The 13,691-nt window shown below is 59.6% G+C and carries 13 protein-coding genes; 8 read left to right on the plus strand and 5 right to left on the minus strand.

The window, feature by feature from the left end:
* The 4 genes from B3605_RS07035 to alr all read right to left on the minus strand — a co-directional run.
* The coding region (locus B3605_RS07035; protein ID WP_296433413.1) for an acyl-CoA dehydrogenase family protein at window positions 1-356 on the minus strand (356 nt) is incomplete at its 3' end.
* A gap of 21 nt (window positions 357-377) precedes the next feature.
* Window positions 378-1,565, minus strand: coding sequence for an acetyl-CoA C-acyltransferase (locus tag B3605_RS07040; protein WP_296433414.1), 1,188 nt, complete (start codon window positions 1,563-1,565; stop codon window positions 378-380).
* Window positions 1,566-1,918: 353 nt separating this feature from the next.
* Window positions 1,919-3,172 carry a D-amino acid dehydrogenase gene (locus B3605_RS07045; RefSeq protein WP_296433415.1) on the minus strand — a complete coding sequence of 418 codons (1,254 nt, stop codon included), beginning with the start codon at window positions 3,170-3,172 and terminating at the stop codon, window positions 1,919-1,921.
* Window positions 3,173-3,198: 26 nt separating this feature from the next.
* On the minus strand, window positions 3,199-4,317 hold the full coding sequence (gene alr / locus B3605_RS07050) for an alanine racemase (protein ID WP_296433416.1): 1,119 nt from the start codon (window positions 4,315-4,317) through the stop codon (window positions 3,199-3,201).
* Between the two features lie 130 nt (window positions 4,318-4,447).
* Between alr and B3605_RS07055 the strand changes: the two genes are divergently transcribed.
* From B3605_RS07055 to B3605_RS07075, 5 genes are all read left to right on the plus strand, one after another.
* Window positions 4,448-4,915, plus strand: a complete 468-nt coding sequence (locus B3605_RS07055; RefSeq protein ID WP_112941996.1) for an Lrp/AsnC family transcriptional regulator — start codon at window positions 4,448-4,450, stop codon at window positions 4,913-4,915.
* Window positions 4,916-5,266: 351 nt separating this feature from the next.
* Window positions 5,267-6,082, plus strand: coding sequence for a glycosyltransferase family 25 protein (locus B3605_RS07060; protein ID WP_113010724.1), 816 nt, complete (start codon window positions 5,267-5,269; stop codon window positions 6,080-6,082).
* 81 nt (window positions 6,083-6,163) lie between these two features.
* Complete coding sequence (locus B3605_RS07065; RefSeq protein WP_113010673.1) at window positions 6,164-8,080, plus strand: polysaccharide biosynthesis protein; 1,917 nt, start codon at window positions 6,164-6,166, stop codon at window positions 8,078-8,080.
* 43 nt (window positions 8,081-8,123) lie between these two features.
* On the plus strand, window positions 8,124-9,074 hold the full coding sequence (locus tag B3605_RS07070; RefSeq protein WP_183794249.1) for an NAD-dependent epimerase/dehydratase family protein: 951 nt from the start codon (window positions 8,124-8,126) through the stop codon (window positions 9,072-9,074).
* A gap of 1 nt (window position 9,075) precedes the next feature.
* The gene (locus B3605_RS07075; protein ID WP_112819024.1) at window positions 9,076-9,654 is read left to right on the plus strand and encodes a sugar transferase; all 579 of its coding nucleotides are present in this window, start codon (window positions 9,076-9,078) and stop codon (window positions 9,652-9,654) included.
* 66 nt (window positions 9,655-9,720) lie between these two features.
* Here the strand turns inward: B3605_RS07075 and B3605_RS07080 are convergent, their stop codons facing one another.
* Window positions 9,721-11,040, minus strand: coding sequence for an O-antigen ligase family protein (locus B3605_RS07080; protein ID WP_296433418.1), 1,320 nt, complete (start codon window positions 11,038-11,040; stop codon window positions 9,721-9,723).
* Between the two features lie 419 nt (window positions 11,041-11,459).
* Between B3605_RS07080 and B3605_RS07090 the strand changes: the two genes are divergently transcribed.
* The 3 genes from B3605_RS07090 (at window position 11,460) to B3605_RS07100 (ending at window position 13,609) form a co-directional block, all read left to right on the plus strand.
* Entirely contained in the window at window positions 11,460-11,738 is a 279-nt protein-coding gene (locus B3605_RS07090) for a hypothetical protein (RefSeq protein WP_162726964.1), read from the plus strand.
* A 155-nt stretch (window positions 11,739-11,893) separates the two neighbouring features.
* A complete protein-coding gene (locus tag B3605_RS07095) occupies window positions 11,894-12,337 on the plus strand; it encodes a helix-turn-helix domain-containing protein (protein WP_183794245.1) in 444 nt (147 codons plus the stop codon).
* Between the two features lie 117 nt (window positions 12,338-12,454).
* Window positions 12,455-13,609: a YcaO-like family protein gene (locus B3605_RS07100; protein ID WP_296433449.1), complete on the plus strand. Its 1,155-nt coding sequence runs from the start codon at window positions 12,455-12,457 to the stop codon at window positions 13,607-13,609.
* Window positions 13,610-13,691: the final 82 nt, after the last annotated feature.

Genomic DNA, 13,691 nt, shown 5'->3' on the forward strand with positions numbered 1-13,691 from the left:
CCGATCCATTCGCCGGTGGCAAGCTTGGGCAGGAAACGCTGTTTCTGCTCTTCGTTTCCGAATTTGAGGATGGGAACGCAGCCGACGGAGCTATGGACGCTCATGATCGTCGAGCAGGGGCCATCGCCGGCGGCGATCTCTTCGAGCGCGGCGGCGTAGGCAACCGTTCCCGTATCGGAGCCGCCATAGGCCTCCGGCACCAGCATGCCGAGAAGGCCGAGTTCACCCATCTCCTTCAGTTCGTCGCGCGGGAAGTTGTGTGTGCGGTCCCGCTCGGCGGCCCCGGGTGCCAGTCTTTCGCGTGCAAAATCGCGCGCGAGGTCCCTGATTTGGCTCTGCGTGTCGGACAAGATCATCAGCGCACCTCCCTTTTGCGCTCACTGACGCTCTATGGCGATCGCGGTCGCTTCGCCGCCACCGATGCACAGCGTCGCCATCCCGCGCTTCATCCCGTATCGCTCCAGCGCCGCAAGCAGCGTAACGATGACACGAGCTCCGGACGCGCCGATCGGATGGCCCAGTGCGCAAGCGCCGCCGTGGACGTTGACCTTGTCGTGGGGGATCTCGAGATCACGCATGGCGGCCATCGGCACGACGGCGAATGCTTCGTTGATCTCAAACAGATCGACGTTCGATAGCTGCCATCCGGTGCGCTCGGAGAGCTTTCTCAACGCGCCGATCGGCGCCGTGGCGAATTCGCCGGGTGCCTGGGAATGCGTGGCGTGCCCGACAATGGTCGCGCGCGGTGCGATGTCGTGTTGGTCGGCCCGCGAGCGGCGCATCAGCACCAGCGCTGCAGCTCCGTCGGAAATCGAGCTCGCATTGGCTGCCGTCACCGTGCCGCCCTCACGGAAAGCCGGCTTCAGCCTGGGGATCTTGTCGATGCTGGCCTTGCCGGGCTGCTCGTCCTCACGGATTGTCGCTTCGGTTTTGCCTGCCATGACCGAAACCGGCACGATCTCGTGATCGAAATAACCAGCCTCTATCGCCTTCTGTGCCCGCGTGAGGGACGTGATGGCATAGGCGTCCTGCGCCTCGCGCGTGAATTGGTAGGCTTCGGCGCAGTCTTCCGCGAATGTCCCCATCAAGCGCCCCTTCTCATAGGCATCCTCGAGCCCATCGAGGAACATATGATCGACCACGCGCCCATGGCCGAGCCGATAGCCGCCCCGAGCACGATCAAGTAGATAGGGCGCACTCGTCATGCTTTCCATGCCGCCCGCGATCACCACCGAAGCGCTGCCGGCGGCGAGCAGATCATGGCCGATCATCACGGCTTTCATGCCGGAGCCGCACATCTTGTTGACGGTACTGGCGGCGGTAGAGAAGGGGAGGCCGGCGCCAATCGCCGCCTGTCGGGCCGGTGCCTGTCCCTGGCCAGCCGCAAGCACGCAGCCCATGATGATCTCATCGACACACTCAGCCGGGACTTGGCTTTGCGATAACGCCGCTGCGATTGCCGATCCTCCCAGCTGCGGTGCGGCCAGGGAGGCGAAGGCTCCCTGAAAGCCACCGATTGGCGTGCGGGCGGCGCCTGTGATCACAATCGGATCCTGCATCGTCATCGCGACCTCCTCCTCGAAGCCGGCATCGGGCTGTACCGTAGGCCATAACGAACTTGGCCCCGAGAAGACCAAACGTCGTCAAGCTGCACGGTTCTCCTCCCATGCATCATCTCGTGAATTGCACTTCGCCGCATCAACCTCCAGCAGCACGTCAGGCAATCAAGATAACGCAAAGTCTATGCGCGCTCTTCGTTGAAAGCGATGGCAAATTGTTGCGATGTTTATCGGCAGCGGGCAACGAAATTGCCGGACGAATGGCTGCGTCAGACCGATCGTTGCGGCGCGGCTCAGCCGCGTTGTTGCAACCGGTTGAGCCTCGGATCCAGCAAATTGTCGTCCCGCGATGCCGCCCTTTATCGGCCGTATCGGGCGAGCGACAGGTCGCTGACGTCGATATCTGCCTTTCGGCCACCGACGACATCCGTCAGCACCCGTGCGGAGCCGGTGCTCATGGTCCAGCCAAGCGTGCCGTGGCCGGTGTTGAGGAACAGATTACGGATGTTGGTCGCGCCGATGACGGGCGTGCCATCCGGCGTCATCGGCCGCAGCCCGGACCAATAATTGGCGGCCTTCAGATCGCCGCCGGGGAAGAGATCGCTGACGGAATGCTCCAGGGTTCTCCGGCGCGCGGGGCCGAGGTCGTTCGTATAGCCAGAAATCTCCGCCATGCCGCCGACCCGGATACGGTCGCCCAAGCGCGTGATGGCAATCTTGTAGGTTTCGTCCATCACCGTGGACTCAGGCGCACGCGATGCATCGGTGATCGGGATGGTCAGGGAATAGCCCTTTACCGGATAAACGGGGAGCTCGATCCCGAATGGCTTCAACAGCAGCGGCGAAAAACTGCCGAGCGCCACGACGACGGCATCGGAGAAGACGGTGCCGGTATCGGTGACGACACCCTTGGCCTGTCCCGCCTCGATCACGAGGCCCTTGATCTGGCGTCCATAGTCGAAGGTGACGCCCATCGAAACGCACTTGGCGGCGAGCGCATTGGTGAATTTGAAGCAATCGCCGGTCTCGTCCTTGGGCGTCAGCAGGCCGCCGACGATCTTGTCGCTGACGTGGCGCAACGCCGGCTCCATGCGGATGCAGCCCTCGCGGTCCAGCACTTCGTAAGGAATGCCGTCAGCCGCCAGCGCCTTCACATCCTTGGCCGATGCGTCGAGTTGCGCCTGCGTGCGGAAGAGCTGCAGCGTTCCCTGCATGCGCTCGTCATAGGCGATATCAGTCTCAGTGCGCAGCTCGGCGAGCGACAGGCGGCTGTAATCGGCAAGGCGCAGCATGCGCGACTTGTTGATCGCGTAGCGCTCGGATGTGCAGTTGGCGAGCATCCTGATCATCCAGGAGATCATCGCGTAGTCCACCTTCGGACGGAGGACCAAAGGCGCATGTTCCATGAACAGCCACTTCAGCGCCTTCTGCGGAATACCCGGCGCTGCCCACGGAGAGCAATATCCGAAAGACACTTCGCCGGCATTGGCGAAGCTGGTTTCGAGAGCCGGGCCGGACTGGCGATCGATAACGGTGACCTGATGTCCCGCCTTGGCCAGATAGTATGCGCTGGTGACACCGATGACGCCGGCGCCGAGAACTGTGACTTTCATGCTTGCCCCTCTTATGTATGCTTTTTTCAGATGTATTGGCGATGGTAGCGCTGGCCAAGGCCCGTGAGTATCTCATACGAAATCGTGCCGGCATCGCGCGCGATGTCCTCAAGGCTTTGATCGGCGCCGATCAATTCCACGAGGCTGCCGAGACCAACCGCATCTGCTGGAAGAGATGAAATGTCGATCGTCATGCTATCCATGGACACGCGGCCAACGATCGGCAGGCGCTGGCCAGCGAAATAGGCGGCACCACGCCCGCTGAGACTTCTCGGCAAACCATCGGCATAGCCAGCGGCGAGCGTCGCAAGCCGCATCTCCGACGGGACCCGGTAAGTACCGGCATAGCCAACCAGCGCGCCTTCAGGCACGGTGTGCGTCTGGACGACGCGGACGCTCAGTTGAACAACCGGCTTCACCGGATTGGCAATGCGATCGCTTGCCGCGCCGCCATAGAGCGCGATCCCCGGTCGCACCATGTCGCCATGAAAGTCAGAGTTGAGGAGAATGCCGCCTGAATTGGCAAAGCACAGCTTGGCCTGCGGAAAGCGGGCCGCGTGATCCTGCATGACGGCAAGCTGCGCGGCGTTCTGCGGGTTGTCCCTCTCATCCGCGCTGGCCAGGTGGCTCATGATGAATTGCACGTCGATATTGCGCAGCAATGTAGGATCTTGCGCAAGAACCGATGCATCGTCCAAGCTCAGGCCGAGGCGCGACATGCCGGTATCGAACTGAAGCACGGCAGACAAGGGTGCACCGCGCCGTTCGGCGGCGAGAGACCAGTTATGAAGCTGCGCCATCGAGTTGAGAACCGGAATGATCCCGTTTGCAGCCGCAAACTCTTCACCACCGGGCATGATCCCATTCAGAACAAAGAGCTTGGCATCCGCTGGCAAATATCGCTTGAGGTGTCGGGCTTCGACGAGGTGTGCCACGAAGAAGTGGTGGCACCCTTCGATAGCCAGTGCCCGGGCGACGCGATCGGCTCCCAGGCCATAAGCATCCGCCTTGACGACAGCGCCGCAAATCGATGGCGCGACTTGGTTTGCGAGGAGCCGGTAATTCGCCGCAAGCGCGCTAAGGTCGATCGTGAGAAGACCGGACAACGCGCCCTCACTGAGAGTATTTGTGACGGCAGCGTCCATCATGATCCCCTTTGACTGTTGCCATGAAGATAGCGAAACAATCGAGCAATTTCCTGGTGATCAGCATTGCGATATTGCAATCGGTCGATGAATGCGAAATTATCGAGCGTCAAAAGAGGAATTATTGCGCATGATCTTGGATGCGATCGATCGTAACATTGTCCGGCAACTCAGATTGAATGCGCGCATCGCCAACACGGCACTTGCAGCCGAAGTCGGTCTTTCTCCATCAGCATGTCTCCGACGGATCGCAAGACTGGAAAAATCCGGCCATATCAGGGGGTACACGGCCCTGATCGGTACCTCCGACAGCGACGATGCGCTTGCAGTGATCGTCAATATCACGCTCGATCGACAGACCGAGGAACACCTGAACAGGTTCGAGGCGGCCATCCGCCGTTATCCAGAGATCCAGGAGTGCTTCCTGATGACGGGCGGTTCGGATTATATTCTCAAGGTCGAGGTCGAAAGTGCGCGCGATTTTGAGCGGATCCACAAGGATATCTTATCGACTTTGCCTGGCGTCGCACGTATCCATTCGAGCTTCTCTATCAGGGACGTGTTGAAGCGGGGACCAAGAAGGAGCTCATCGGGATGATGCCTTCAGGTTGCAGCGCAGGCGCGGCGCCGGCGTGATGGGCCAAAGGCCAATTCGCAAGAGTTGGGGGAGGAAAATTGCGACCCCGCAGTGTGGTCGAATGCGAAAACAACTGAAGCTTTTGTCGACAGGTGGCTGATTTGCCATCATGTGAAAAGATGCCGTCTAATTTGGCAGGTGGCTGCAGTCGGGCTCCTGAGCCACTCTCGTGTGAAAACGCTTTGCTCGTTTGGGTAGATCCTTGCACACGCCGCGCATACATATTAATGGCTGTCGCGGTTGGCAAAGACGTGTGTCCAGCGAGAAACCTATAGCGAGTTTGGCGCCCGATGGATGCCCCAGGAGACCACTGTGCGTGAACGCCAGCAGACTGACAGCGCAGCTGACGACCAAACGCGCCGATCCGCAACAGGCGAGACCTTGTCTCGGCGGCACATCGTGTCCTACGTCATCAATCTCGATCGCTCCATCGACCGCTGGCAGCATATAAAGAGCCAAGCCGAAGAATTCGGCCTTGATGTGCAGCGTATCGCAGGCGTCGAGATTGATGCGGCGAGCACCGCGCAGTGGCGAGACTACGACCGAGCCGGTTTTGTTCGCCGCAATGGCCGTCCGATGCTGCCGCAGGAATATGGTTGCTATCTCGCCCATCTAAAGGCGCTTGAAGCGTTTGTCGAAAGCGCGGCGGAGTGCGCAATCATTATGGAAGACGACGTCAACCTCAGCGGCGACCTCGTTTCTCGTGGCTATAGCGCACATAAGGCTGCGCCATTTGCTGACGTGCTGAAATTATTGAACCACCGTGTCGTCTGGTTTCGACCCGTTGCCCGATCCGTCGACGGCGATATCGTCGGTAAATGCCTGTTCGGACCACAGGGGTCGGCAGCATGCTATCTCGTGACCCGAGCGGGCGCGCAAAAACTCGTCGACGCCCTCAAGGTCATTACATGCCCGTTCGACATAGCGCTGGAACGCGGTTGGGCAACCGGCGTTGAAGTCTACACCCTCAAACACGATCTGATCTCCCTGTCGGTTCGCTCCAAGGAGAGCCAGATCGCCGATCGCGCGCGGTATCGATCAGTGAAGCTGCGCGGGCTTCGCAAAATTCCAACTCATGTCTGGCGCACGCTGGAACTCCTTCGCCGTGTACGGTACGCAGTTTCATGAGCCATCTTCTCCGAAACAGTTTTTGCCGTAGCATCCAATGTCGGCCGCTATTGCCAAACCCGTCACAATCGAGCCAGCGCCATGTTTGACAATTACGTGCAGCAGGTTCTTGCCTTGCCCCGGCCAGCCAAGCGCGTCATCGCGCTGCTGTTTGATGCCTGTCTATGCATCATAACGGTTTGGATTGCATTCTGCTTCCGCTTCAACGACTGGTACCTGCTCACGGGTGTGCAGTTCTGGACGATCCCGGTATCGCTCGTCATCGCGCTGCCGTTGTTCATCACCTTCGGTCTTTACCGCGCCATCTTCCGCTTCATGGGCTGGGCCGCATTTTCGACAGTCATCAAGTGCGTGCTGATCTATGGCGCCGTCTACATGGTGATCTTCACGGTCATCAGCGTACCGACGATCCCTCGGACTGTTGGCATATTGCAGCCGATGCTGCTGTTGCTCGCCGTTGGCCTTTCGCGCTTCGTGGCACGCTATTTTCTCTACGATGCCTATAGCGAAATTCTCGGCGAGGCCGCGCCGATCCGGACCCTGGTCTACGGCGCCGGCTCGCAGGGACGGCAGCTGGTCAGCGCCTTGGGCCATTCGGCCGAGTTCAAGGTCGTGGGCTTTCTTGATGATGATCGCGGCCTGAAAGGAATGTCGCTCAACGGGGTGAAGATCTACAGCCCTCAAAACATCGAGAAGGTGTGCGCAGATCTCGAAGTCAAGACCGTTCTTCTGGCCTTGCCACAGATCGAGCGGGGCCGGCGCAACGAGATCATCGAACGCTTGCGTTCGGCACGCGTTGCCGTTCGCACCGTCCCCGATATCAGTGCATTGGCAACCGGCCAGGCGCAGCTGACGGACCTACAGGACCTCGATGTCGAGGACCTGCTGGGCCGTACCGCGGTGTTGCCGAACACCGCCTTGCTGGAGCAAAACGTCGCCGACCGCATTGTCCTGGTCACCGGTGCTGCAGGCTCCATCGGCAGCCAGCTGTGCCGCGAGATCGCCAAACTGCGTCCCAAGGCGCTTCTGCTTCTGGACCAGAACGAATTCGGCATCTACGCGTTGCAGGGCGAGCTTGCCGGCGAAGATGCAGAACCGCCATTTCCGATCGTCCCGCTGCTTGCCGACGTGTGCGATGAGCACCGCATCAGCACGATCATCCAGACATGGAAGCCCGCGACCGTCTATCATGCGGCCGCCTACAAGCACGTGCCGCTGGTCGAGCAAAACCCCGCCGAAGGCGTCAAGACGAACGTCTTTGGTACGCTTACGGTCTCCAGGGCAGCTCTCGCCGCCGGCGTCGAGCGCATGATCCTTGTCAGCACGGACAAGGCGGTGCGGCCGACCAATGTGATGGGTGCGACGAAGCGCCTGGCCGAAATGATCCTGCAGGCGCTTTCCGAGGAGCACGGGAACACGACCTTTTCCATGGTGCGCTTCGGCAATGTCCTGGGTTCATCGGGATCCGTCGTGCCGCTCTTTCGCCAGCAGATCAGCCGCGGTGGCCCGATCACGCTGACGCATGAGGAGATCACACGCTTCTTCATGACCGTTCCCGAAGCCGCTCAGCTCGTCATCCAGGCTGGTGCGATGGCATCGGGCGGAGATGTCTACCTGCTCGACATGGGCGAGCCGGTCAAGATCATCGATCTTGCGCGCCGTATGGTCGAACTCTCCGGACTGACGGTTCAGGACGATCTGAACCCGGGCGGCGACATCGCGATTGTAACAACCGGTCTGCGGCCGGGCGAGAAGCTCTACGAGGAGCTGCTGATCAACGACAATCCCGAAGTCACGGACCACCCGAAGATCCGGCGCGCGCGCGAACTCTTCCTTGGCTGGTCGCAACTGTCAGGAAAGCTCGACGCGCTGGCGCAGCTTGCACGCGATGGCGATGCAAGGCGTCTGAAGGAAGCTTTGAGCGATCTGGTGCCGGGATACAGTCCCATGGAGCGCGTGGTGGATCTCGTTGCCCTCAGGCAGGAGGTTTCCAGGTGAGGGCCTTCGTCTTGCCGATATGCCTGCTGCGCTGGAGGCCGTCATGTTTCTCGTAACCGGTGCCTCTGGCTTTGTCGGTCAGGGGCTTTTGCGCACGTTGCAGCAACGCTCCATTCCGTTTCGTGCAACGAGCAGGCGGGGCGGTGATGGGCTGTTTGCCGTCGGCGACATAGATGGCGCGACCGACTGGTCGGCTGCCCTTGAAGGGGTTGATGTCGTCGTCCACCTCGCTGCCGTCAATCAAAACGTCGTCGAAGGCTCGCCGGCGGTTCTTGCGCAGTATCGGTCCGTGAACGTTGAGGGCACGATCAATCTGGCGCGCCAGGCAGCGGCGGCGGGCGTAAGACGGTTCGTGTTCTTAAGTTCAATCAAGGCGAACGGCGAGGCAACGACCAGAGGCACGCCGTTTACAGCGACGGCCACACCCGACCCGCAAAGTGACTACGGTCGAACGAAGCTCGAAGCCGAGCGGTTGCTGCTTGCCCTTGGCGCCAGCTCGAAAATGCAGGTCGTCGTCATCAGGTCGCCGCTCGTTTATGGACCCGGCATGCGTGGAAGCTTCCAGGCATTGGTGCGGCTCGTGCAACGTGGCCTGCCACTGCCCTTCGCCTCGATCGATAATCGCCGCTCGATGGTCTATCTCGAGAACCTGACCGATCTTATCGTGACTGCCGCAAACCACCCGGATGCGGCAGGGGCAACATTCATGGTTGCTGACGCCAAGAGCCCATCGACACCAGAACTCGTGCGCATGATTGCCGCGGCATCCGGCTCGACGGCCTCGCTGCTGCCGTTTCCTCCAGTGCTGCTGGAACTTGCTGGTAGCGTTGCTGGAAAACGCGAACTGGTTCATCGCCTGACACGCTCGCTTGAAGTCGACACTCTTGGAACCAGGCGGTTAGGCTGGACGCCGTCGTTTTCGATGGACGAAGCACTGGTTCGAACGCTTGGCACGGCAACGAGCGCCAAGGCCCCGCAACCCTTTAAGGACTGACATGACAAGCAAGCTCGACCAGGGGATCAAGAGGGCTTTCGATTTCTGTGCGGCAGCCGGTGGGCTCGTCGTTTTGTCTCCCGTCTTGCTTGTGCTCATCGTCATGGTCCGGCGTTCGTCGCCTGGCGGTGCATTGTTTCGTCAAAAAAGAGTGGGCCGAAACGAGTTGCCATTCACCTGCCTGAAGTTCAGGACCATGGCCGCCGGTACGCCTGATGTGGGCTCCCATGATGCGGCCGAAGCTTGGATCACGCCGATCGGCAAGACGCTACGCGCCTACAAGCTCGACGAATTGCCCCAGCTCGTCAACGTCTTGAAGGGCGAGATGAGCCTGGTTGGCCCGCGCCCATGCCTGCCGAGCCAGCCCGATGTCATCGCGGCCCGCAGAGCCCGGGGCGTATTTGCTGTTCGCCCCGGCATAACCGGTCTGGCGCAGATTGCCGGCATCGACATGTCGACCCCCGAGCGACTTGCTGCGGCAGACGCCGAATACGTCAAGACCGCCAGCCTTTGGAATGACATCGCCATGATCCTCGGCTCCGTGATGGGCAAGGGAAAAGGCGACGCAGCGCGGAAATAGCTGTTGGCGTCGACGAGCGGTTTCTTCGCTCTATCGCGCGGTCTGCTCACAGAGTTCGCGAAGTAACTAGCCTGCGGCCGCCTGCAGACCCGCTAGGTTTTCCTGCGCTGGCCGCAAGCGCAGATTGCACCAACAGGCAAAGGCTGACGTCACGAGCGCAAGACTTTCTCCGATCGCCAGCCGGTTGTTGGAGTTGCTGAGAAGGGTGAGCGCGAAAAAGAAGATGCAGACAAGATAGGCGTGCATGGCCGCACGCGGGATGATGCCCTGGCGACGGGCCTTGCAGACGGAGACGATGAAGCTCGCCAGGATAAGCGCCATGACGACGGCCCCGAACAGACCAAAGCGCACCAGTATCTCCAGATATCCATTGTGTAGCAGCGTATAGGAAACGTGGGCGTAGCGTGTGTGCTGCCAGCGCTCGAGCCATTCGTTGCCCCATCCGAAGATCGGCGCGGAGGAGAAAAGCTCCCAACCGTTCGACCAGAGCTGGAGGCGTTCGTCCATCGCAACAGGCGTCGTGTCCGACTGAATGGTCTGCGTGATCGTCTCAGCATGGTTCGAGCTGCCCAGAACGCTAGAAAAGAGCGAAGCGGTTGCTTTGATCGTCGGGCCGGCTGTCTGATCGAGATTATGGCGCACGGCGTAGATTCCAACCCCAAGCAGCGCAATCGCGCAAACCATCACCAATCCACTGCGCGCGCGCACCTTGATGTATCGCATGCCGACAATGGCGAGAACCGGCAGTGTGAACATCATCGCGAGCCACACGCCCTTGGATTTGGCGCCATAGATTGCGATTACGCATAAAACCAGAATAAGCGGGGATACCACATAGGCTAGCCTGGCGTACCGACGATCGGCATCAGGGGTTGTCAGGTAGTGCAAAAGCCAAAAGGTCGACATCACGAAAATCAGGCCACAGGCGACTGCGCCGTGGATCTGATTGTTCATGACGAGTGGGCGCACGGCGACACCGGTGGTAATCGTGCCAATCGTCAGCGCCACCGTAACGGCAAGCATAGCAACGGCGACGACGAAAAATGCCGCGATGATCCTTTCCATCTCGCCCTCGTAGAGCGCGAATGCGACCCCGAGGATCGGGAAGAACAAGGGAAATGCAAAGAGCCAGTCGGATCCGCCCATATCATGATGTTCGGTCGTGAGGTAGATGAACGCAAAGCGTGCCAGAACATAGAGTGCCCAGCCCATGCACAGCCAACCCAGCCAGTTCGTGCGCGGACGCGACGGTTCCTTGACATAATAGACCAGTGCAATGACGGCCAGGATCGCGCATGCGTAGCGATAAGTGTCACTCTCTACCAGCAGGGCCGATGAGGCGAGCACCCAAAGCAGGCCGCCGAGCAATTTAAGAGCAAGGCTCATGGATGCGCTCGAGGCGCGGAACGAACTGTTCAAGATGTCTACTTCTGCCCGCGCGCGTGTTCCAGCGTCAATGTCGATGGCCGCTCACCGAAAACATGACGCGCACCAGCGCCTGTCAAAGGCGTGGTGCGTCAGATTACCAAGTCGATATTTACGAAAAAAGTGTGACCGACAAGGCATTCCAGCAACAGTTCACCGCAAAAGCTTTGCCACTGCGCAAAAGACATCCGAGCGCGCTGTGTCATGAGTGACCCTCGAACCGAAGTCATGCGCTGCGCGCAGTCGGGTCAAACTATTCAGTGAGTAGCAGCCCGGTTCAGCTTTGAAAGGCTCAAGATATAGTCGTCAGCGATGTCGGCAATCGCCATCGCGATCTCCGCGGGCGAGTATTCCATCTGCTTTTCGCCGAAGATCATTTGATGAACGGCTTCCTCGATCTGCTGACGGCAGGCCAACAAACGGTCCGCGTGGTTTATCTCAATGGCAGGTATCTGCATGACGTCAATCCCCATCTGCTGCGCCTGAAGTCGCGGTGTGCGGTGATTGCCCCGTTTTTGGAAAGCACCCACCTAACGTTAACCGAGCGCATGCCCCAATTTTACTCAACCATTATAAATGGGAACTCCAATTGCTTGCGTGAAATCGGCGTGACACCAGTTAAAGTGGTTCTTGGTGAAGAATACGCCCTTCTGATGTGACAAAGACAAGCGTTTCGGAGGATGGTTGTGGATAGTTTTTACGACGTTCGGAGAAGTCTTTAAAGATTTTGAGTGGCCGCTTTACTTTTAGTTGCATTTTTCTGCGGTGGCCCCATTATGCACCTGCATTCCTATTGTTGCAGGCGAGGGACGCCATGAAGGCGAAATCGACGAACGCGATCGACGGCTATGTCGGGGAGCGGGTGAGGCTGCGTCGCAAGATGCTCGGCATGAGCCAGGCCAGCCTTGCCGAAGCGTTGGGCATAACATTTCAGCAGATCCAGAAATATGAAAAGGGCATCAATCGCATCGGCGCCAGCCGCCTTTTGCGAATGGCCGAAATTTTTGGTGTAACCGTCGGATATTTCTTCGAGAACGGCACCTCCAGTGCCGGTGAAGACGGCAGCCGTCCGGAGACGGACGCAGTCGCCGCTTTCATGGCCTCGAAGGAGGGGTTGGCGCTCGGCAAGGCCTTCATCGCCATCGAAGACCCGAACGTGCGGCAGAAACTACTCGCTTTGACCCGCAGCCTCGGTTCGCCTGGCATCGTGATCAATGATCGCTACGGTGCGGACCACACGGAGCACGAAGGCACCTAGAAAGATGCGCCAATCGCCCTTGTGCCTGATAATGCGAGTGGTTGTCTGCCCGTTTCTTTTTTTGGGTGACTGGCACTGACCTCGATCATCGAACCGCCAAGCTATTCGGATCGGATAATCTCAGCGCCGGCGACGCTGGCGCGCGTCACGCCGCTTCTGGCGCAATTCGGCATCACGCGCGTGGCCCGCCACACCGGGCTTGATCATATCGGTATGCCTGTATGGTGCGCCTACGCACCGAACGCACCCTCTGCTGTCGTGGCACAAGGGAAGGGACTGTCAGACGTTGATGCACGCGTCTCGGCAGTCATGGAGGCGCTCGAACGGGCTGTTGCCAGCAGACCGGCGGTGTCAACATTTCGCGCCACCGTCCAGGAATTGCGCGACAACGGTCATCCTCTGACAACGCTCGAGTGTTTGATCGGCTTGCACCAAGCAGATATCGGTCCGCATGAGCCGGTCGAGTGGGTGAAAGGGCGCGAATTGATATCGGGCGGGATGATCCATGTCCCGTTCGAGGCTGTTATCTTAAACCGCACCAGACAAACGCGCTTCTGGATGTCGTCCGACGGACTGGCGTCGGGAAACACTATCGACGAAGCCATCTTGCATGGCATGCTCGAACGCATCGAGCGGGATGCATATGTGCTATGGCAAATCAGCGACGAGAGCGTCAGGCACTCCCGATGTGTGGACCCGGCATTGTTCCGCGACGATGTTCTTGATCGGCTGTTGGAGAGGATAAAATCCTCCGGCCTGGTCCTCAAACTGTTTGATATAACCAGCGATGTCGCCATTCCCTGTTTTACCGCCTTGCTCGGACCACGGGCCGCCCTGTCGGGCGCAGCTGTGCGTTTTGCCGAAGTGACGGGCGGGAGTGGTGCCCATCCATCAGCCGTGCGTGCAGCCATTCGCGCGATAACCGAGGCAGCTCAGTCGCGCCTGACCTTTATCAGCGGAGCGCGTGACGATATTGCGCCGACGGCCTTTCAAGCGCTGCTGCCCGCCGAGCTGCGTGTCAGTTTCACGAGCAGGCCAACGGTGCCCCCGCCGCCGTCTGTTGCGAAGGGTCTATCCTTGCAGCAGTATCTGGATCATACGACGGACAAGCTGCGCGCCGCCGGGATTGCCATGGTGGCTGCTGTGCAGCTTAGTCACCCGGATCTTCCATTCGCCGTGGTCAAGGTGTTGATACCGGATCTGGAAAATCCAGACGGAAAGCGAGCCCGGCGTTTCGGCAATCGGGCTCTTTCGAGCGCCTTTCTTTTCTAGGTCTTCTATCCTGGCAGCTGCAAGGCAATCCCGCGAGATAACACCCTGAAGTTGTTTCACACTTTATTCACGGGCGCTGCGC

It is taken from the genome of Rhizobium sp. UBA1881 (assembly GCF_002338015.1).
Lineage (GTDB): Bacteria > Pseudomonadota > Alphaproteobacteria > Rhizobiales > Rhizobiaceae > Rhizobium.

Excerpts from the sequence above, each read along its gene's own strand:
- B3605_RS07080 (WP_296433418.1), bottom strand. The coding sequence starts at position 11,040 with ATGAGCCTTGCTCTTAAATTGCTCGGCGGCCTGCTTTGGGTGCTCGCC.
- alr (WP_296433416.1), bottom strand. The coding sequence starts at position 4,317 with ATGGACGCTGCCGTCACAAATACTCTCAGTGAGGGCGCGTTGTCCGGT.
- B3605_RS07045 (WP_296433415.1), bottom strand. The coding sequence starts at position 3,172 with ATGAAAGTCACAGTTCTCGGCGCCGGCGTCATCGGTGTCACCAGCGCA.
- B3605_RS07065 (WP_113010673.1), top strand. The coding sequence starts at position 6,164 with ATGTTTGACAATTACGTGCAGCAGGTTCTTGCCTTGCCCCGGCCAGCC.
- B3605_RS07070 (WP_183794249.1), top strand. The coding sequence starts at position 8,124 with ATGTTTCTCGTAACCGGTGCCTCTGGCTTTGTCGGTCAGGGGCTTTTG.
- B3605_RS07090 (WP_162726964.1), top strand. The coding sequence starts at position 11,460 with ATGAACGGCTTCCTCGATCTGCTGACGGCAGGCCAACAAACGGTCCGC.
- B3605_RS07040 (WP_296433414.1), bottom strand. The coding sequence starts at position 1,565 with ATGACGATGCAGGATCCGATTGTGATCACAGGCGCCGCCCGCACGCCA.
- B3605_RS07095 (WP_183794245.1), top strand. The coding sequence starts at position 11,894 with ATGAAGGCGAAATCGACGAACGCGATCGACGGCTATGTCGGGGAGCGG.
- B3605_RS07055 (WP_112941996.1), top strand. The coding sequence starts at position 4,448 with ATGATCTTGGATGCGATCGATCGTAACATTGTCCGGCAACTCAGATTG.
- B3605_RS07075 (WP_112819024.1), top strand. The coding sequence starts at position 9,076 with ATGACAAGCAAGCTCGACCAGGGGATCAAGAGGGCTTTCGATTTCTGT.